Genomic DNA, 19,166 nt, shown 5'->3' with positions numbered 1-19,166 from the left:
TTCACTCCATATGTTGAATCGTCACAGGCACTCTTCGTGCCAGCGCACACATCAGCTCGTAGCCTATCGTGCCGCCGGCCTTGGCCACCTCGTCGATCGCCAGCACCGCGCCCTTGGGGCCGCAGCCCCACAGCGTCACCTCGCTGCCGAAACCGGCCGAATCGGGGTTTGGCAGCTCGCTCAGGTCGACCGCCAGCATGTCCATCGAGACCCGGCCCACCGTGCTCGTGCGCTGGCCCCCGACCAGGATGGGCGTGCCGCTGGGGCAGTGGCGCGGATAGCCGTCGGCATAGCCGCAGGCGACGATGCCGATGCGCATCGGCCGCGCGGCGGTGAAGCTGCTGCCGTAGCCGACCGTGTCGCCGGGCTGCAGGTTCTGGATGGCGATGATCTTGGAACGCAGCGTCATCGCCGGGCGCAGGTCCCAGTGGGCGGCGTCGTGCTCGGGGTAGTCCGGCACGCCGCCATAGCTCATCACGCCGGCGCGCACCCAGTCGCTGCGCACCCGGGCCGTGTGGCGCAAGGTGGCGGCGCTGTTGCTGACCGAGCGCTCGCCGGGCAGGTCGGCCGCGACGGCGTCGAAGGCCGCCAGTTGGTGGGCGATGCCGTCGCCGCCCAGGCGATTCGCATCGGCGTCGGAGAAATGCGTCATCAGCGAGATCTCGTCGACCTGGGGCAGGGCGTTGAGCCGGTTCCAGGCGGCACGCAAGGCGCTGGGGGTGAAGCCCAGGCGGTTCATGCCGCTGTTCATCTTCAGGAAGACGCGGTGCGGCTCATGGGTCTTGTGCATCGCCAGCCAGTCGATCTGCTGCTCGCAGTGCACCGCATGCCAGAGCTTGAGCCGCGAGCACAGCTCCAGATCGCGGGTCTCGAAGCAGCCTTCCAGCAGCAGGATGGGACCGCGCCAGCCCAGCTCGCGCAGGGTCTGGGCCTCGGCAAGATCCAGCAGCGCGAAGCCGTCGGCGCCGCGCAGGCCCTCATAGGCCGCGGCCAGGCCGTGGCCATAGGCATTGGCCTTGACGACGGCCCAGACCTTGGCGTCCGGCGCGCAGGCGCGGGCGCGGGCGAGGTTGTGGGCCAGGGCGGGGACATGGATCAGGGCTTCGATAGGACGCGGCATGGGCCGAATTGTGGCATCGCCCCGGCACGCCGATGGTGCAGGCCCGCTGTCCCCCAAAAGGGGTGCATGCTATAAAGCCGCGCTCTTGCCCATTTGTGAAACTTTGCTTCCGGGGGCCAGGCTGGCCCCAGTTCCCGCAGCATTTCTACGCAGTTCACTCACGGGCAGATGAAAAAAGGTTTCTACACCATCATGTCGGCGCAGTTCTTCAGCTCGCTGGCTGATAACGCGCTGTTCGTCGCCGCCGTGGAACTGCTGCGCACCTCGGGCGAGCCGGAGTGGCAGCGCGCCGCCCTGGTGCCGATGTTTGCGCTGTTCTATGTGATCCTGGCGCCCTTTGTCGGTGCCTTTGCCGACGCGGTGCCCAAGGGCAAGGTGATGTTCTACTCGAACAGCATCAAGGTCGTCGGCTGCCTGATGATGCTGTTCGGCAGCCATCCGCTGATGGCCTATGCCATCGTCGGCCTGGGTGCGGCGGCCTACTCGCCGGCCAAGTACGGCATCCTGACCGAGCTGCTGCCACCCTCCCAGCTGGTCAAGGCCAATGGCTGGATCGAGGGGCTGACGATTGCCTCCATCATCCTGGGCGTGCTGCTGGGCGGGCAGCTGGTCGGCCCGCATGCCTCGGCCTGGCTGCTGAGCCTCGGCCTGCCCGGCATCCACAGCGCGCCGCAGGCGGCGATCGCCAGCCTGGTCGGGCTGTATGTGATCGCGGCCCTGTTCAATCTGCGCATCCCGCGCACCGACGCGCCGCTGCAGCCGGTGGGTCTGGGGCCGCTGGGCCTGGTGCGCGATTTCGCCAACTGCAATTCCCGCCTCTGGCAGGACAAGCTGGGTCAGATTTCGCTGGCCACGACGACGCTGTTCTGGGGCGTTTCCGGCAATCTTCGCTACATCGTGCTGGCCTGGGCCGCCGCCGCGCTGGGCTATGGCACGACCCAGGCCTCCAGCCTGGTCGGCGTGGTCGCGATAGGCACGGCGGTCGGTGCCGTCGTCGCCTCGATGTATATGCGGCTGGAGCGCGCCACCGCGGTGATCCCGCTGGGCATCGCGATGGGATTGCTGGTGATCTTGATGAATGTGATCAGCAATGTCTGGGTGGCCGCACCCTTTCTGATCGTGCTGGGCGGCATCGGCGGCTTCCTGGTCGTGCCGATGAATGCGCTGCTGCAGCATCGCGGCCACAACCTGATGGGCGCGGGCCGCTCGATCGCGGTGCAGAACTTCAACGAGCAGGCCTGCATCCTGGGCCTGGGCGCGCTCTACACCGGCATGACCAAGTTCGGCATGTCGGCCTTCGGCGCGATCACGATCTTCGGCATCGTCGTCGCCGGCACGATGTGGCTGATCAAGCGCTGGCACCACAACAACTGCCTGCGCCACCCCGAGGAACTGGAACGCCTGCTGAAGCTGGCGCGCAGCGACTGCCACTGAGGCCAGGCCCGGCCGTCTGCCGACGACCGGATACCTAGAACTGGCTCAGGAGCGAGCCCGGGACTGGGCCGGGCTGCGCGGCAGCGGCAGACCCGCGCGGTCCAGCACCGCCTCGATATGCTCCGACCAGGCCCGCGCGATCTTGAAGCTGCCGCTGTGGTTCAGGTGGATCTCGTTGTGCCAGTCGCCGCTGATGCCGGCACTGCCGGGCGTGGCCAGGGCCAGCGGCACGGCGGTGGAGTCGAACACATGCAGGCCCGGGTAGGCCGCCGTATCGGCCGCCAGGCCCTTCAGCAGCTGGGCCAGATGCATCACCATCAGGCGGCTGACTGCCGCCCAGTCGGCACTGGGGATGTTGTAGGCCTTGAAGGCCGGGTACAGCCAGGGCCCGGCGCCCTCGGTGCCGGCCGGACGCGGCATCGGCACCGCATAGCAGTGCATGAAGACCGGCTTGCCGGCGGCCGGCCCCTGGTCGCGCAGGCTCAGCAGATGGCGCAGATTGGCGCTCAGATAGGCCGCCAGCGTCTGCCAGCCCGGCTCCGAGAAATAGCGCGCCACGCCGTGCGAGGGCGGGCCCCACTCGGTCTGGTGGCGCAGCAGGCGCAGCTGCAGCGGGGTCAGCTCGGCCGCCGGGGTCGGGTCTTGCCCGGGGCGGGTCTCGGGGTGGGCCAGCACGCGGGCGGCGGCGATCAGGTCATTGCCGCCCACCGACAGCAGCACGCCGTCCCAGGCCGGCGCGTCGGCGCCGGTCAGCAGCCGCACGAAATCGGGCTGGGCCTGCAGATCGACCAGATGGGCCAGGCCCTCGCCCTGGCCGGCGCAGTTGACGGCCGCCGCCGGCTGCTTGAAGACCAGTTCCTGCAGCAGATTGGCATGGGCATCCAGCTTGGCGGCGGCGTTCGAGAACCAGGAGTCCCCCTGCGCCAGCAAACGCCAGCGATAGCCGTCCAGTGTGGGCGCCGGGTTCGACCGCAAGTCCCCCGGCGTGAAGCAGGCCAGATGATCCAAGAGCTGTTCTCCCATAGATAGTGTTGGTGCCGGCGCGCCGGGGCGACCCGCGTGCGCCCGCCGATTGGAAGGCCTAGGGCCGGCATTTCGCCATGCTATAAACCCTGGGCATTGTTGGCTGGCGGCGCACCGTCTAGCCAGCAATTTGCAGAGTTTTCCCCGTGCTTTGGGCCAGGATGTTGCGGCCAGCCAACCGGGCTTGCCTACCCCTAGCCGCTTCTGTTCACTTGGCCTACCTCGCGCTGATCTTCAATGCCCTGATCTGGGGGCTTTCCTGGTGGCCGTTCCGGCAGTTCCAGGCCGCCGGCCTGCACCCCTTGTGGGCCACGGTGACGCTCTATCTGATCTCGCTGGGCGTCATCAGCCTGAGCGCCGGCCGTGCCTGGCGCGAGTTCCTCGGCACCCCCTCGCTGTGGCTGATCATGCTGGCCGCCGGCGCCACCAATACCGCCTTCAACTGGGGCGTGGCGCTGGGCGATGTGGTGCGGGTGGTGCTGCTGTTCTATCTGATGCCGCTGTGGGCCGTGCTGCTGGCGCGGCTGATCCTGGGCGAACGGCTGACCGCGCTGGCCCTGCTGCGCATGGCGCTGGCGCTGGGCGGGGCGGCCGTGGTGCTGGCGCCCGAGGCGGGCGGTTTCCCGCTGCCCTCCGGCCTGGCCGACTGGCTGGGCGTGCTGGGCGGCTTCACCTTCGCGCTGAACAATGTGATGCTCAAGCGCGAATCACACCGGGGCGCCCATGCCCGGGCGCTGGCGATGTTCAGCGGCGGCGTGCTGGTGGCCGGTTCGGCGGCGCTGCTGATGGGGGCCCAAGGCCTGGTGCCCTGGCCCAGCCTGCCGGGCTGGATCTGGCTGCTGCCGCTGACCGGCATGGCCGTGCTGTTCTTCTTCTCGAACCTGGCGCTGCAGTACGGGGCCGGGCGGCTGCCGGCCAATGTGACGGCCATCGTGATGCTGGTCGAGGTGCCGGCGGCGGCCATCTCGGCGCTCTGGCTGGGCGGCGGCAGCCTGGACCTGAAGACCGCCATCGGCGGCGCCTGCATCGTCGCGGCCGCCGTGCTGGCGGCGCTTGAGCGCAACAGCGGCCATTGAGCTAGCATCTGGCGCCCAGACCCGAGGAGACCGCCATGAGCCAGACCGTCTACGACTTCCAGGCCCTGTCCATCAAGGGCGAACCGGCCGATCTGGCCAGCCAGCGCGGCAAGGTGCTGCTGATCGTCAACACCGCCAGCGCCTGCGGTTTCACGCCGCAGTTCGCCGGGCTGGAGCGGCTCTGGGAAGACTATGCGGCACGCGGCCTGGTCGTGGTCGGCTTCCCCAGCAACGAGTTCGGCGGCCAGGATCCCGGCAGCAACGAGGAGATCGCCTCCTTCTGCGAGCTCAACTACGGCGTCAGCTTCCCGATGATGGCCAAGATCAAGGTCAATGGCGCCGAGGCCCACCCCTTGTGGAAATGGCTGAAGGGAGAGAAGCCCGGCATCCTCGGCACCGAGGCGATCAAATGGAACTTCACCAAGTTTCTGGTCGGCCGCGACGGCCAGGTGATCAAGCGCTACGCGCCCAATGACGCGCCCGAGAAGCTGCGCGAGGACATCGAGGCGGCGCTCAAGATCTGAGCCACAGGCGCCGGTAGCCGCTGCGCAGCCGCCCCTCGGCCACCGCCTCGCGCAGCAGCGCGTTGACGGTCTGGCGCGACAGACTGGCCAGTGCGGCCAGATCGGCCTGGGTAGCGGCGATGGCCTGCCAGCCGTCGGCATCGGGCGGGCCGTCGGCACGCTCCCGCGCCAGCTGGGCCAGGGCCAGGCCGAAGCGCTGGGCCGCACTGCGGTGGCGCGAGGCCTCCAGCAGACCCAGGGTGCCGGCGTAGCGCTGGGCGAACTCGCTGAGCAGGGCGCGGGCAAAACCCGGCACCTCATCCATCAGGAGCCGATAGGCCTGCGGGCCGAACACCCATAGCCGGCTGGGCCGGCGTGCCAGCGCCTCGTAGGCCGAGGGCCGGCCGGTGGCGAAGGCGGCGAGGCCGAAGAGCTGGGGCGGCTGCACATGTTCCAGCACCGAGATCGTGCCATCGGCTGCGGTGAAGCGGGTCTCGATCTCGCCCTCGGCCAGGCCATAGAAGGCGGCGGTCGACTGGCCCTGGACGAACAGGCTGCGGCCGTGCGCCAGCCTGCGCTCGGTGACCAGGCTGTTCAGTCTCGAGCACGGGAGGGCGCTCAGCGTCAGCGCCGGGAAGTTGGCGCGCAGCAGGGTCGGCAGATCGTCTGACATGGCCCAATTGTCGGGTACCCGACATTGATCGCGGCGGCCCGGCCTTAGGCTTGCGTCATGAATGAAGAAAGCCAGACACTGGATCAATGGGCGGCTCAGTACCGTCACTTCGCCGAGGTCGAATGCCCGCAGGACCCGCTCTATGTGGCGATCTGCCGTAGCGTCGCCGATTCGCCCGAGCTGCTGGCCCTGATGGCCGAGGCGCCGGCCACGCAGCGCCGGCCCAATCTGCTGCTGGCGGCGCTGCACGAACGGATTCTCTCTGGCGCGGATCATGGGCTGGCCGCCTACTACCCCAGCGTCGGCGGCACCCGCCTGCCCGATGCCGAGCTGCCGGTCCGGCTGCTGGACTTCGTGCGCCGGCAGCGGTCGGCGCTGGTCGCGCAGCTGCGCTCGCGCAGCACCCAGACCAACGAGATCGGTCGCTGCGCGGTGCTGTGGCCGGCGCTGCAGCACATCAGCGCGCTGAGCGGCCGGCAAGACCTGGCCCTGCTGGACTTCGGCTGCAGCGCCGGGCTGAATCTGGGCGTCGACGCCTACCGCTATGACTACGGCGGCTTTGCGCTCGGCGCGCCGGCGGCCGCCGAGCGGCCGACCATCGGCTGCGACTGGCTCGGTGATGCAGCGCCGCCGCCGCTAAAGCCCTGGCGGCTGCACAGCCGCTTGGGCCTGGACCCGGCGCCCATCGATGTGCGGGACGAGGCTGCGGTGCGCTGGCTGCGCGCCTGCCTGTGGCCGCATGACCGCGAGCGCGCGCGCCGGCTCGATCAGGCCCTGGTGCTGGCGCGCACGGCCGCCCATCCGCTGCGCCGGGCCGAGGACTGCCTGGCCGAGATCGAGCCCTGGCTGGACGGCCTGCCGAGCGGCGTGCAGCCGGTGCTGTTCAACAGCTGGGTGCTGAGCTATTTCGATAGCGCAGCGCTGGCCCGGCATCGCGCCGAGGTCAAGCACCTGCTGCGCGAGCGCGGCCTGATCTGGCTCAGCGCCGAGGCCGCGCCGTTGCGCCCGCCGGGGCTGGCGCTGCCGGCGGCTTGCGGAGCCAGCGACACCTTGTGGACCCTGCAATGGGCCGCCGGCGCCCTGTGCCAGGCGGCGCTGGCCTGCTCGCATCCGCACGGTCGCTGGCTGCGCTGGCTGGCCCCACCGATTCGCGGGTGACCCTGTAAGAGTTGTCAGTGGCGCGCGCCGGCAAAGCAGACTCCGGCCTGTATGCTGGATCGTCAGGGAGATCCACCCGCCACGATGCGAGTCCGCCGTCACTGTTGTCTGCTGTTGAGTGCGCTGCTCTTGCTGCCGGCCTTGCAGGCCCAGCCGGCGCTGCTGCGTGTGGTGGGCAGCGCCGATCCGCCGTTCCGCATCTTTGCCGAGGGTGGGGCGACCGGGCTTTACTACGATCTGATGAACGAGGCGGCGCGCCGCCTGGGCTGGCGTGTCAGCTATGCCGAGGTGCCGTCGGCACGGGCCTTCAAGCTGATGGAGCAGGGCGAGGCCGATCTGATGCTGGGCCCGCTGCGCACGCCGGAGCGCGAGCTCTTTCTCAGCTACACCCGCATCGTGCTGCCCAGCGAGGACAAGGCCTTCTACACCCGGCCCGATGCCGCGCCGGTGCGCAGCCTGGACGACTTGGGCGGCCGCAGCATTGCCGTGCATCGCGGCAAGCGCTACGGCCGCGCCTTCGATGCCGATACCCGCTTGCAGCGCCAGGAGGTCAACGACTACCGGGCGGCGCTGGAGATGGTGGCGCGCGGCCGGCTCGACATCGCGGTGGCGCCGGAGCGCGAGGGCGATCTGCTGCTGCGCGAAACCGGGCTGGGCCTGATCAAACAGCCCTGGCTGCTCGCCGGCGAGCCGCCCCATGTGGTGCTGGCGCGGGCCTCGCCCTGGCTGGCCCGCCAGGCCGAACTGGAGCGCGCCTTCCTGGCGATGCGCGAGGACGGCGCCTGGCGCCGCATCCTGGAGCGCTACGGCCTGCGGGCCGGCCCATAATGCCGGCTGTCCCGATTGGAGTTGCACACCATGTTCAAGCACGTCGACGCCTACGCAGGCGACCCCATCCTGAGCCTCAACGAAGCCTTCCAGAAGGACGAGCGCGCGGGCAAGATCAATTTGTCGATCGGCATCTACTTCGATGACGACGGCCGCATCCCGATGCTGGACTCGGTGCGTCGCGCCGAGCTGGCCGTGGTGGCCGAGGCCGGGGCCAGGCCCTATCTGCCGATGGAGGGCGCGGCCAATTTCCGCAGCGCGGTGCAGGCCCTGCTGTTCGGCGAGCACCATCCGGTGCGCGCACGCACGGTGACGATCCAGAGCGTGGGCTCCAGCGGCGGCCTGAAGGTCGGCGCCGATTTCATCAAGCGCTACTTCCCCGACAGCGCCATCTATGTCTCCGATCCGACCTGGGACAACCACCGCGCGGTGTTCGAAGGCTCGGGCATAGCGGTCAAGACCTATCCCTATTACGACGCCAAGACCGGCGGTGTGCGCTTCGCCGACATGCTCGAAGCCATCCGTGCGCTGCCCAAGCACAGTGTCGTGCTGCTGCACGCCTGCTGCCACAACCCGACTGGCGTCGACCTGACCCCCTTGCAGTGGGACGAGCTGATCCCGGTGCTGGCCGAGCGCGAGCTACTGCCCTTCCTGGACCTGGCCTACCAGGGCTATGGCGAGGGCATCGAGGAAGACGCCTTCGCGATCCGCGCGATGGCCGACGCCGGCCTGTCCTTCTTCGTCGCCAACAGCTTCTCCAAGAGCATGAGCTTGTATGGCGAGCGCTGCGGCGCGCTGAGCGTGGTCTGCCCCGACGCGGCCCAGGCCGTCAACGTGCTGGGCCAGCTGAAATTCATGATCCGCCGCAACTACTCGAACCCGCCGCTGCACGGCGGCCAGATCGTGGCCCGCGTGCTCAGCGATGCGACGCTGCGGACGCTGTGGGAGGGCGAGGTGGCCGAGATGCGCCAGCGCATCATGGCGATGCGCAACAGCCTGTTCGAGGTGCTCAGCGCCAAGCAGCCGGGCCGCAATTTCGACTACTTCCTGACCCAGCGCGGCATGTTCAGCTACACCGGCCTGTCGGCCGAGCAGGTGGACCGACTGAAGAACGAGTTCGCCGTCTATCTGGTGCGCTCGGGCCGCATGTGCGTGGCCGGGCTCAACAGCAAGAATGTCGAGGCCACGGCCGTGGCGATGGCCGCCGTGCTCGGCTGACGCCGGGCCACATGTGGCCAGGTTATAGGCGGCGCTCGCGCTTTCATTGGTCCTGAGCCCGGCTTGTCCTTACTCTGCCGGCAGATCAGTGTCCAAGAGTCGGGATGAGTCAATATATTGTGGTGATCGGGGGCGGGGTGGTCGGCTTGACGACCGCCTGGGCCCTGGCCGAGCGCGGCCATAAGGTCACACTGCTGGAGCGCGAAGCCGCGCTGGCCTCAGGGGCCAGCCGTGCCAACGGCGGCCAGCTCAGCTACCGCTATGTCTCGCCGCTGGCCGACGAGGGCGTGCCGCTGAAGGCGCTGCGCTGGCTGCTCGATGCCGACGGGCCGCTGCGCTTCAAGCCCGAGTTGCGCTGGCATCAATGGGCCTGGATGCTGCAATTCCTGCGCGCCTGCCGCGGCCCGGTGAACCGCCGCACGACGGCGCGGCTGCTGGAGCTCGGCGCGCTGAGCCAGGCCGCGTTCGCCGAGCTGCATCGCAGCGCCCGCCTCGACGCCGACGACATCGCGCTGCGTGCGCCCGGCAAGCTGGTGGTCTACCGCAAGCCCGATGAATTCGCACGGGTGGCCGCGCGCGTGCGCGCTCATGGTGACGCGGCCGAGCGGGCACTGAGCCACGAGGAATGCGTGGCGCTGGAGCCGGCGCTGGCCGACGGCGATGCCCAGCTGGCCGGTGGCATCTTCACCGAGGGCGAGGCCGTGGCCGACTGCCACCGGCTGTGCCTGCAGCTGGCCGAGCGCCTGGCTCGGCATGGCCAGTTCCAAGGCGTCGTGCGGGCGCAGGCCCAGGGCTTTGTGCTCTCGCAAGGCCGGGCGGTGGCGCTGCAGACCGATGCCGGCGAGCTGCCGGCCGATGCCTTTGTGCTGGCCGCCGGCCTGCACAGCCGCGGCCTGGGCAAGAGTGCCGGCCTGAACCTGCCGATCTATCCGCTGAAGGGCTACAGCCTGACCGCGCCGATCGGCGCCCAGCATCGCCCGCCCGAGGTCAGCGTGACCGACTTCGAGCGCAAGGTGCTGTACGCCCGCATCGGTGAGCAGCTGCGCGTGGCGGCCATGGTGGACCTGGTTGGCAACGATGCCCGCATCGATCCGCAGCGCATCGCCTCCTTGCAGCGCGCGGTGCGGGCGATGTTCCCGCTGGCTGCCGACTACGAGGCCGCCAGCACCTGGGCCGGCCTGCGCCCGGCCACGCCCAGCGGCGCGCCCATCCTGGGCGCCAGCCCGGTGCGCAATCTCTGGCTCAATGTCGGCCATGGCGCCTTGGGCTTCACCTTCTCCTTCGGTTCGGCCCGCATCCTGGCCGAGCTGATCTCCGGCCGGCCCAGCCCGATCGCGCTGGACGGCCTGCGGCTGCCGGCATGAGCGCTCGGCTGATCCCCGCGCTGCCTTTCGGCGCGACGCTGGGCCTGATCGCGCCGGCCGGCCCGCCCGCCCCGGGCAGCCTGGAGCAGGTGCCGGCCCTGCTGGCCGCCCATGGCTTCAAGGCCAAGCTGTTTCCCGGCTGCGCCGGCCCCACGCATCTGGACTATTTGGCCGCCAGCGACGCGCAGCGCCTGGCCGATCTGCATGCCGCCTTCGCCGACCCCGAGGTCGACGCGGTGCTGGCGCTGCGCGGCGGCTATGGCTGCGCGCGGCTGCTGGAGCGGATCGACACCGACCTGCTGCGCCGTCACCCCAAGCTGCTGATCGGCTTCAGCGACATCACCGCCTTGCACGGGCTGCGCGACGGGCTGGGGCTGCCGGGCCTGCATGCGCCGATGCCCGCCTCCAACCTGCTCGACGCCGACGCGAGCGCTGACGCCCATGCCTTGTTCAGCCTGCTGCATCGGGGCTTCAGCGCCGGCGAGCAGATCGCACCGGCCCTGCCGGTCCATGGCCTGAACCAGGGTGAGCGCGCGGCGGGCCGCCTGATCGGCGGCAATCTGGCGGTCTTCGCGGCCCTGCTCGGCACACCCTGGGCGCCGCGCGCCGAGGGCGCGATCCTGTTCATCGAAGATGTCGGCGAGGCGCCGTACCGGGTCGACCGCCTGCTGGTGCAGCTGCGCCAAGCCGGTGTGCTCGACGCGGCGGCCGGCTTCCTGATCGGCAGCTTCAGCGACGCCGAATCGCCCGACGCGGTGCTGGCCGATCTGCTGAGCCCGCTGGGCAAACCGATGCTGGCCGGCTGGCCCTCGGGCCATTGCCGTCCGCATATCGCCTTGCCGCTGGGCTTGCAGGTCGAGATGGATGTCGCGGCAGGCTGCCTGACCCTGCTCTGAGCGGGCCGCGCGCTACGCTGTTCTGGGGATGGCGGCCGGCCGCCCGGCCGCAAGAATGGCAGCCTTGTCCCATTGATGTCCGGGAGATCGCCATGCTGCCCCACCATCCCACACGTGCGCTCGGACTGGCCGCAGCGCTGTTCGCCCCGCTATTTGCGCCGGTCTGCTGGGCCCAGGACGGACTGCTAACGCCGCAGGAGATCCAGCAGACCCTGGTCGGCAAGAAGCACCGCTCGACCATCAAGGCCAGCGGCGTAGTCACCCAATGGGAGATGCGCGCCGACGGCACGATGCAGCTCTTCTATCCGGGCGGCAATGACAGCGGCACCTGGCGCCTCGACGACAAGGGCTACTGCACGATCTGGCGCAAGATGCGCGAGGGCAAGGAAGGCTGCTTCACCGTGCGCCGCCAGGGCGACCAGCTGGAGATCCTGAATGCCGAGGGCGTGGTGGGCTCGACGATCAGCTTGGCGAACTGAGGGGAAAAAAGCCCTCACCGCTTGCGCCGTGAGGGCTTCTCGCTCGATGCCCGGCCGTCGCCGGGCCCGTGATCAGAAGAACTTGTGGCTGATCGCGGCCGTCAGTGCGCGGCCACGCGGGTCGCCGACGCGCGCGTCCCAGCCCGCGCCCGCGACATTGTCGGGGTGGTGAGCCGAGAACGAGGGATCGCGGTTGAACAGATTCTTGATACCCAGCGTGATCGTCGTGTTCTTGAAGCCCTCGTAGCTGGTCGAGAGGTTGTGGCGCAGGTAGGCCTTGACCTTGGGGTTGAAGGTCGAGGGCATGGTGCGACCCGAGACATCGTCCTCGTAGCCATCGGAGTAGGTCTGCGACACCGTGCCGCTCCAGGGGCCGCGGGTGTAGCTGAGGCTGGCGTTGTGCTTCCAGCGCATATACAGATCGCGGCTGCTGAACTTGCCGACCATGTCCACATAGGGCTGGCTCTCCAGCGTGCGCGTCTTGTAGCTGTCCATATAGGTGCCGCCGATGCGCCCGGTCACACGGCCGCCGGCCAGCGCGCCGCGCAAGGTCAGGGCCAGATCGACGCCCTGGGCGATGTCGCCGGCGGCGTTGATCAGGCCTGCACGGATGGCCACAAGGCTGCCATCGGGCGCGCGCCCAAAGCTGCCGGGGAACTGGCTTGGGTTGTCCAGCACCTGGGTGTCGGTCAAGGCCAGGATGCGGCCGACGCGTTCGACCTTCCAGAAGTCGGCGCTGGCGGTGATCCAGTCGGTGGGTTCGAAGACCACGCCGAAGGTCGCCATCTTGGCGGTCTCGGGCTGCAGATCGGGATTGCCGCCCGCAAACACTGCATAACGCTTGGGTGTGCAGTACAGCGGGTTGCCCGGGTTGGCCGGGCACATCACCGGGTCGACCCGGTCGCTGGTGGTCTGGGATTCCAGGGTCGGGCTGTTCAGCTGGTTGAAGCTGGGCGCGCGGAAGCCCTCGGTGTAGGAGCTGCGGAACATCAGCGACTTCAAGGGCTGGTAGCGCAGCGCGAACTTCGGGTTGGTGGTGCCGCCGAAGTCGCTGTACTCGTCGTGACGGACCGCGATGGTCGCTTCCAGGTTCTTGAAAATCGGGATCGCGAGCTCTGCAAACAAGGCCTTGATGTCGCGCTTGCCTGGCTTGATCGAGCCATCGCCCGGCGCCAGGAACACATTCGAGATCAGGTCGGCACTGCCGTTGAAGTTGTAGGTTTCGCGGCGCAGGTCAAAACCGAAGGCCGCGCCCACCGGACCGGCCGGCAGCGTGAACAGATCGCCGGTGATGGTGCCGTCGACCTGGCTCAGCTTGGACTTGCCGCCGTACAAGGTGGTGCCGGTGGCCGATGCGCCGGCCAGCAGGGCCATGGCCTCGGGCGTCTGGGTCTGGCCGGGTTTCAGCCAGGGATTGAGCTTGCCGGACGCCATGGCTGCGGCGAGCTTGTCGAAGAACATATAGCCACCGGCCAACTGGGACTTGGCTTCGCTCTCGGCGGTGGAGACACCCAGCTTGTAGTCCCAGCCTTTCAGGCTGCCCTCCAAGCCGATCAGCAGACGACTGGCCTCGGATTCGGTCTCGATGATGCGGTCACCGCACTCCACGCAACGCCAGGCATAGGCAATGCCCTTGGTCTTGTCGAAGCCTGGCACCAGGCCGGTCAGATCCTGGTAGTAGGGGCCGTTCACCGGGTAGTAGGCGCCCTTGCCACCATTCGAATTGCGGAAGGCCAGCGTGGAGTTGTTGATCTGCACCGGCTCGAAGGACTTGCGCGAGGTGGTGCGGGAGTTGACGAATTCCAGAATCGCCGTGGTCTCGTCGTTGATCGCAAACATCGCGCGCGACACCAGATTCTGCCGCTGCACCGGTTGGATCAGCACCGCCGCGCCGTTGTAGTCGTAGGTGCAGCCATGGGTACGGCCGACATTGCTGGTCCACAGATCGGCGCGGTACTGCATCATGCCCGGTCCGCTATCGCAGTTGCCCTGCAGGCTCAGCAGGTTGGCGGTGTTCTTGTTGTTGGCACCGCTGCCGGCCAGCGTGAAGTTCTGGAGCGCGCTGCCGGTGCCGACCACCTGGGATGCGAAGGGCGTGCCGACGGTCTCGGGCGCGATGCCGCGAGCCGGCTGATAGCCGTTGACGAAGTTGCGCTGGCCCGGCATCAGCTTGTCCTGGTCGTCGAAGGACAGGTTGACCAGGATGTTGTAGCGGTCCTTCTGCAGATCGCCCTTGCCGCCCAGCAGAGACACCGTGGTGATGCTGCCACCGCCCTCGGTGGGCAGGTCGGTGAACATGCGGACCTCGGCGCCGCTGTAGTTGCGGCGCAGGATGAAGTTGATGACGCCGCCGATCGCATCGGTGCCGTAGATCGCGGAGGCGCCATCGGTCAGGATTTCAACGCGCTCGACCGCCGCCATCGGGATCGAGTTCAGATCCACCGCGCCGCCCTTCAGGCCGTGCACCGAGGTGCGGCGGCCGTTCAGCAGCACCAGGGTGCTGCCGGCGCCCAGACCGCGCAGATTGGCGCTGGCGGCGCCGTTGTTGCCGCGTTCGGCGGTCGACATGATGCCGACCTGGGAGGTCATATTGTCCAGACCGGTGCCACTGATCGCCAGCGACTCCATCAGCTGCTCGGCACTGGAGATGCCGGCGCGCTGGATGTCTTCCTTGCTGATGACCTGTACCGGCAGCGCGCCCTCGCTGGCGATGCGCTTGATGCTGGAGCCCGTGATCTCGACGCGCTCCACCTTCTGGACTTCGGACGCCCCTTGCGCCCAAGCCATGCCAACGAATTGGGCGCCGATACCGATCAGCGCAAGACTGCGCGCGAGTTTCTTCAGTTTCACGGTTACTCCTTTTTTGACTTGTGCGGCGCTGCTGGAGCGCCCCCGAACGATGGATGGATTGCTGACTGCATTCATGATCAAGCACACCCCGGGTTTGCCACCATAGGGCTGGCACCTGTTTGTTGCGCGGGCCCCGATGAATGCTTGTCGCCCGCATATAACCTGTTGGAATGCGGGCCGGGATTGTCGCGTCTGCCGGGCCATTCCTGCCGGCTCGGGTGGGGGCGCAATAAGTTATGAGCAGGCGGCGTCCCGGGGCGCGCGGTGCCGATAAAGTCGGCGGGCTGCTGAATCCATCGAGCCCACCCATGCTGCTGATCACCGAAGCCCAGGTCGCTCAGGCCTTGAGCCTGGCCCCGGCCGCCGCCGTCCACGCGGCGCTGCGCCAGGCCTTTGTCCAACTGGCCGAAGGCCGGGCCGCCGTCTTGGCGCGCGGCCGAGCCGGTGCCAGTGCCGCCGATGGCGCGGCGCTGATGGTCAGCGCGATGGGCGCTGTGCAGGGCGATGTGCTGGGCACCAAGGTCTACTCGACCCACAACGGCCAGTTCCAGTTCGTCATCACGCTGTTCGACAGCGCCAGCGGCGCGCCGCTGGCCACGCTGGAGGCCAATGAGCTGACCCGGCTGCGCACGGCGGCCACCACGGCGCTGGCGGTCGACGCGCTGGCCGCGCCCGACGCCCGGGTGCTGGCCCTGTTCGGCGCCGGCATCCAGGCGCGCGCCCATGCCCAGGCCTTGCGCGGGCTGCGCCGGTTCGAGCGCGTGCTGGTGTGCGCGCGCAGCGGTGGCGAGGCCTTTGCCGCCGAGCTCGGGGCCGAGCTTGTCGATGCCGCCAGCGCCGCCGCCCAGGGCGATGTCATCGTCACCTGCACCCGCGCCAGCGAGCCGCTGTTTGACGGCGCCCTGGTGCGGCCCGGCGCCCTGGTCGCGGCGGTCGGTTCGAGCAAGCCGGCGGCGCGCGAGCTGGACGACACCTTGCTGGCGCGAGCGGCGGCCATCGTGGTCGAGTGGCTGCCGGCCGCCCGGGCCGAGGCCGGCGAGCTGGTGCGCGCCGCACCCGGCGTGATCGCGCCCGAGCGCCTGATCGAGCTGGGCAGCCTGCTGGCCGCGCCGCGACCGCACGACCCGCAGGCCATCACCGTCTACAAGAGCGTGGGCATCGGGCTGGAAGACGTGGCGCTGGCACGCCTGGTCCATCAGTCCCTGACGACCGGCTGAGGAGGCCGCGACGATGTGGAAGATATCCCTGAGCCTGCTGCTCGCTGCGCTGAGCCTGGCCGGCTGCGCCAGCCTGGAGCCCGCCGCGCCGGCGCTGCCCACCGAGGTCAGGACGGCGCTGGACGCTGCCGGCATGCCCGAGAGCGCGCTGGGCGTCGTGGCCTTTGCGCTCGACGCGCCGGAGCAGGGCCTGCGCTTGCAGCCGGATCGCTCCATGCAACCCGGCTCGGCGATGAAGCTGGTGACGGCCATCGTCGCGCTGGACCGGCTGGGCCCGCACAGCCGTGGTCGCAGCGAGCTGCTGGCCGAGGCCGCGCCGCAGGGCGAGCGGCTGGCCGGCCCGCTGTATCTGCGCGGTGGCGCCGACAGCGACCTCGACTGGGGGGCGCTGGGGCTGATGCTGCGCCAGTTGCGCGAGCAGGGCGTGCGCGAGATCCAGGGCGGCCTGGTGGTGGACCGCCAGCTCTTCCATCCGGCGCGTGCGGACCTGGGTGCCGCGCCCTTCGACGAGGCGCCCGAGTTCCCCTACAACGTGATCCCCGATGCGCTGAACCTGAACGGCCAGCTGCTGCGCTACCTGCTGCAGTCCGACGGCGAGCGGGTGCAGGCCCGGCTGTTCCCGGCCTGGCCCGGCATGCGGGTCGACACCAGCCGGCTGACGCTCAATGAGCGGTCCTGCAAGGACTGGGAGCGCGACTGGCGGGTGCCCGAGCTCGGCCGCGATGCGGGCGGCGAGGTCGTCTTCCTGCGCGGTGCCTTTCCCAAGCACTGCCGCGTCGCGCCCGATCTCAATCTGGTCGACCGCCAATGGCTGGCGGCGCAGTCCCTGCGCCAGCTCTGGCGCGAGCTGGGCGGCGTGATCGAGGGCCCGGACCGCGAGGCCGCGACGCCGGCCGGCGCCGTCGTGCTGGCCAGCCACCAGGGCCGGCCGCTGATCGAGGACCTGTTTCCGATGATGAAGCGCTCGGACAACGCGCTGACCCGGCTGACCTATCTGCGCCTGGGTGCGGCCGCAGCGGCGCCCGGCGAGCCCACGGCGGTGGCGGCCGAGCGCGTGGTGCGGGCCTGGTTCGCCGAGCAGGGCATTGCCGACCAGGGCCTGGTGCTGGACAACGGCTCCGGCCTGTCGCGCAGCGAGCGCATCACGCCGGCCCAGCTGGCGGCCCTGCTGCAAGCGGCCCAGCGCGGCCGCCATGGCCCCGAGCTGCTGGTGAGCCTGCCGGTGGCCGGCGTCGACGGCACCTTGGCGCGGCGCTTCAAGGGCGGGCCGGCCGAGGGCCGGGCACGCCTGAAGACCGGCACCTTGCGCAATGCGATGGCGCTGGCCGGCTATCTGCCTGATGCTCGCGGCCGGCTGTGGGTGGTGGTGGCCTTGCTGAACGACGAGCAAGCCGCAGCCAAGGGGCGGCCGGTGCTGGATGCGCTGATCGAGTGGCTGGCGCGGCGCTGAGCGCGGCGGCTCAGGCGGGCGCCCACTCGATCTCGAAGCAGCTGCCACGGCCCGGTTCGCTGTCCACGCTCAGCCGTGCCCCGAGGCGCTGGCTGCAGGTCACATAGGCGATGAACAGACCCAGGCCGCTGCGGCCGCGGCCGAACTGGCTGGAGACATAGGGGTCGAAGATGCGCAGCAGCAGCTCGGGCGCGATGCCGGCGCCGGCATCACGCACGCGCAGGCGCTGCAGTGTCCCGGCGGCGGCGTCGATCTCGACCCGCAGCTCGCCGGGCCCGCCGCCGTAGGCGTGCTGGCGGGCGTTGTCGAAGAGCTGGGTCAGCACCTCGCCCAGGGCCTCGGGCGCGACCATGGCGCGCAGGTCGGGGTCGAAGTCCAGCCGCAGCTGCAGCGCCTCCTCGCCATCCTCGGCCCGGCCGCGTTGCCAGATCGACTGCAGCAGCGCCGCCAGCTGCACCGGCTGGCGCGGCTCCGCATCGACCCTGAGCTTGCCGTAGCTGGACAGCAGGGCGATGGTGCGCTCCAGGCTGCGCGTCACCAGCGCGCAGGACTGCTGGCATTGCTGCAGCAGGCGCTCGAACTGGCTGCGCGTCAGCCGGCCGGCCGCGCTGTCGCCGGCCAGCTGCTGCAGCTGCTCGGCGGCGGTGCTGGCGGCCGTCAGCGCCGAGCCCAGCGGGGTGTTCAGCTCATGGGCCACACCGGCCACCAGGGCACCCAGGCTGGCCAGCTTGCCGGCCTCGACCAGGCGCTGCTGCAGCGCCTGCAGGCGCCGCATGCCTTCGGCCTGGGCGGCCGCATGCTGCTCGGCGCTGAGTCGTTCGGCCTGGGCATGCTCCAGCTGCAGGCGCTGGTGATGCAGGGTCAGGTCTTGTCGGGCGGCCTCGCGCACATCGTCCAGCTGCAGCTCGTAGGCGCGCGCCTGCGCGGCCAGGGCCTCGTCGACCCGACCCAGCCGGGCCAGCAGCGGCGCCAGCTGCTTGAGCCGGCGCGAGATCTGCGGCAGCGCATGGCGCTGTTCGTAATGCGCCAGCACCTCCTGCAAGGCCTGCACCGCCGCCTCGGTCCGGCCGCTGGCCGCCAGCCAGACGCCCTCGGCGCAGCGCATCTCGGTGCGCGCCATCGAGACCTTGTCGCCGCCGCGGGCCACATAGTCGAAGCCGCGCGCCAGATCGGCGGCGGCCGCCTCCAGCTGGCCCAGCGCGACCTTCTCCTCGATCACGCCGGACAAGGCATTGGCCGCCGCGCCCCAGCGCTGCTGCGCGGCATTGACGGCCACGCCCTCGTCCAGCGCGGCCAGCGCCGCCGCCGGCCGGCCCAGCGCGCGCTCGCACTGCGCGATGCCGACAAACATCTGCGCCCAGGGGCCGGCATCGCCGCTGGCGCGGCACAGCGCGATCGCCTCGCGGCGCACCGCGATCGAGCGCTCGAACTGCTGCAGGCGCTGCAGCGCAAAGCCCAGCTGCATCAGGGCCTGGGCCAGCAGGGCGGGGCTGCCATCGGCGCGCGCCAGACCCATGCCGCGCTCCAGCGCCTGCAGGCCCGGCTCGAAGCGGCCGCCGCGCACATGGCTGCGGCCCAGCGCCACCTGCAGCGTGCTCTGTGCCGCCCGGTCGCCCAGGGCCTCGGCCCAGGGCAGGGCGCTGGCGACCAAGGCGTCCAGCTCCGGATAGCGCATGGTCTCGGTCAGCAGCTCCACCAGCAGCAGCGCCAGATCGACCCCGGCCGCGCTGGCCGGCTCGGGCGGCAGCGCCGCGAAATACTGCAGCGCCGGCTCCACCAGCTCGGACGCCAGCGTGGGCTGGGCCAGATAGCGCGGTCGCTGCTGCGCCAGCCAGTCGGAGAGGGAGTCTGCAGGGCTCATGTCGAGTGATTCTGCC

At 69.9% G+C, this 19,166-nt stretch carries 16 protein-coding genes; 11 read left to right on the top strand and 5 right to left on the bottom strand.

Annotated features, from left to right (window positions below; translation table 11 throughout):
* Position 1: 1 nt before the first annotated feature.
* Complete coding sequence (gene alr, locus ABGI63_RS02190) at positions 2 to 1,120, bottom strand: alanine racemase (protein ID WP_349740823.1); 1,119 nt, start codon at positions 1,118 to 1,120, stop codon at positions 2 to 4.
* Positions 1,121 to 1,288: 168 nt separating this feature from the next.
* Between alr and lplT the strand changes: the two genes are divergently transcribed.
* A complete protein-coding gene (lplT, locus tag ABGI63_RS02185; RefSeq protein WP_137945716.1) occupies positions 1,289 to 2,554 on the top strand; it encodes a lysophospholipid transporter LplT in 1,266 nt (421 codons plus the stop codon).
* A 45-nt stretch (positions 2,555 to 2,599) separates the two neighbouring features.
* Here lplT and ABGI63_RS02180 read toward each other — a convergent pair whose 3' ends face one another.
* Positions 2,600 to 3,562, bottom strand: coding sequence for a hypothetical protein (locus ABGI63_RS02180; RefSeq protein WP_349740822.1), 963 nt, complete (start codon positions 3,560 to 3,562; stop codon positions 2,600 to 2,602).
* 227 nt (positions 3,563 to 3,789) lie between these two features.
* On the opposite strand from ABGI63_RS02180, the gene ABGI63_RS02175 reads away from it, so the two are divergent.
* Both ABGI63_RS02175 and ABGI63_RS02170 read left to right on the top strand, forming a co-directional pair.
* Entirely contained in the window at positions 3,790 to 4,653 is an 864-nt protein-coding gene (locus tag ABGI63_RS02175) for a DMT family transporter (protein WP_349740820.1), read from the top strand.
* Between the two features lie 35 nt (positions 4,654 to 4,688).
* Positions 4,689 to 5,177: a glutathione peroxidase gene (locus ABGI63_RS02170; protein WP_137943773.1), complete on the top strand. Its 489-nt coding sequence runs from the start codon at positions 4,689 to 4,691 to the stop codon at positions 5,175 to 5,177.
* Here ABGI63_RS02170 and ABGI63_RS02165 read toward each other — a convergent pair.
* Complete coding sequence (locus ABGI63_RS02165) at positions 5,167 to 5,829, bottom strand: Crp/Fnr family transcriptional regulator (protein ID WP_349740819.1); 663 nt, start codon at positions 5,827 to 5,829, stop codon at positions 5,167 to 5,169. The two genes, ABGI63_RS02170 and ABGI63_RS02165, sit on opposite strands and share 11 nt — an antisense overlap.
* A gap of 57 nt (positions 5,830 to 5,886) precedes the next feature.
* Here ABGI63_RS02165 and ABGI63_RS02160 point away from each other — a divergent pair, with 57 nt between their 5' ends.
* The 6 genes from ABGI63_RS02160 to ABGI63_RS02135 all read left to right on the top strand — a co-directional run bounded on the left by ABGI63_RS02160 (position 5,887) and on the right by ABGI63_RS02135 (position 11,772).
* Positions 5,887 to 6,987, top strand: coding sequence for a DUF2332 domain-containing protein (locus tag ABGI63_RS02160; RefSeq protein WP_349740818.1), 1,101 nt, complete (start codon positions 5,887 to 5,889; stop codon positions 6,985 to 6,987).
* Positions 6,988 to 7,071: 84 nt separating this feature from the next.
* Positions 7,072 to 7,815 (top strand): substrate-binding periplasmic protein, encoded by a 744-nt coding sequence (locus ABGI63_RS02155; RefSeq protein ID WP_349740817.1) that lies wholly within the window; start codon positions 7,072 to 7,074, stop codon positions 7,813 to 7,815.
* Positions 7,816 to 7,845: 30 nt separating this feature from the next.
* Positions 7,846 to 9,033, top strand: a complete 1,188-nt coding sequence (locus ABGI63_RS02150) for an amino acid aminotransferase (RefSeq protein ID WP_349740816.1) — start codon at positions 7,846 to 7,848, stop codon at positions 9,031 to 9,033.
* Between the two features lie 104 nt (positions 9,034 to 9,137).
* Positions 9,138 to 10,397 (top strand): D-amino acid dehydrogenase, encoded by a 1,260-nt coding sequence (locus ABGI63_RS02145; protein WP_349740815.1) that lies wholly within the window; start codon positions 9,138 to 9,140, stop codon positions 10,395 to 10,397.
* Positions 10,394 to 11,293 carry a S66 peptidase family protein gene (locus ABGI63_RS02140; protein ID WP_349740814.1) on the top strand — a complete coding sequence of 300 codons (900 nt, stop codon included), beginning with the start codon at positions 10,394 to 10,396 and terminating at the stop codon, positions 11,291 to 11,293. Before ABGI63_RS02145 ends, ABGI63_RS02140 begins: the two co-directional genes overlap by 4 nt.
* A 92-nt stretch (positions 11,294 to 11,385) precedes the next feature.
* The gene (locus ABGI63_RS02135) at positions 11,386 to 11,772 is read left to right on the top strand and encodes a hypothetical protein (protein ID WP_137943779.1); all 387 of its coding nucleotides are present in this window, start codon (positions 11,386 to 11,388) and stop codon (positions 11,770 to 11,772) included.
* A 72-nt stretch (positions 11,773 to 11,844) separates the two neighbouring features.
* On the opposite strand, the gene ABGI63_RS02130 is transcribed toward ABGI63_RS02135, so the two are convergent.
* Positions 11,845 to 14,622: a TonB-dependent receptor gene (locus ABGI63_RS02130; protein WP_349740813.1), complete on the bottom strand. Its 2,778-nt coding sequence runs from the start codon at positions 14,620 to 14,622 to the stop codon at positions 11,845 to 11,847.
* A 308-nt stretch (positions 14,623 to 14,930) separates the two neighbouring features.
* Between ABGI63_RS02130 and ABGI63_RS02125 the strand changes: the two genes are divergently transcribed.
* Together ABGI63_RS02125 and dacB are read left to right on the top strand one after the other, a co-directional pair.
* A complete protein-coding gene (locus tag ABGI63_RS02125) occupies positions 14,931 to 15,839 on the top strand; it encodes an ornithine cyclodeaminase family protein (protein ID WP_349740812.1) in 909 nt (302 codons plus the stop codon).
* A gap of 13 nt (positions 15,840 to 15,852) precedes the next feature.
* A complete protein-coding gene (gene dacB / locus ABGI63_RS02120) occupies positions 15,853 to 17,289 on the top strand; it encodes a D-alanyl-D-alanine carboxypeptidase/D-alanyl-D-alanine endopeptidase (protein WP_349740811.1) in 1,437 nt (478 codons plus the stop codon).
* Positions 17,290 to 17,299: 10 nt separating this feature from the next.
* Here the strand turns inward: dacB and ABGI63_RS02115 are convergent, their stop codons facing one another.
* Positions 17,300 to 19,150 carry an ATP-binding protein gene (locus ABGI63_RS02115; protein WP_349740810.1) on the bottom strand — a complete coding sequence of 617 codons (1,851 nt, stop codon included), beginning with the start codon at positions 19,148 to 19,150 and terminating at the stop codon, positions 17,300 to 17,302.
* Positions 19,151 to 19,166: the final 16 nt, after the last annotated feature.

The organism is Roseateles cavernae (assembly GCF_040187885.1).
Taxonomy (GTDB): domain Bacteria; phylum Pseudomonadota; class Gammaproteobacteria; order Burkholderiales; family Burkholderiaceae_C; genus Roseateles_E; species Roseateles_E cavernae.
Note: the sequence above shows the minus strand (reverse complement) of the source record. Positions and strands in the feature narration are given on the sequence as shown.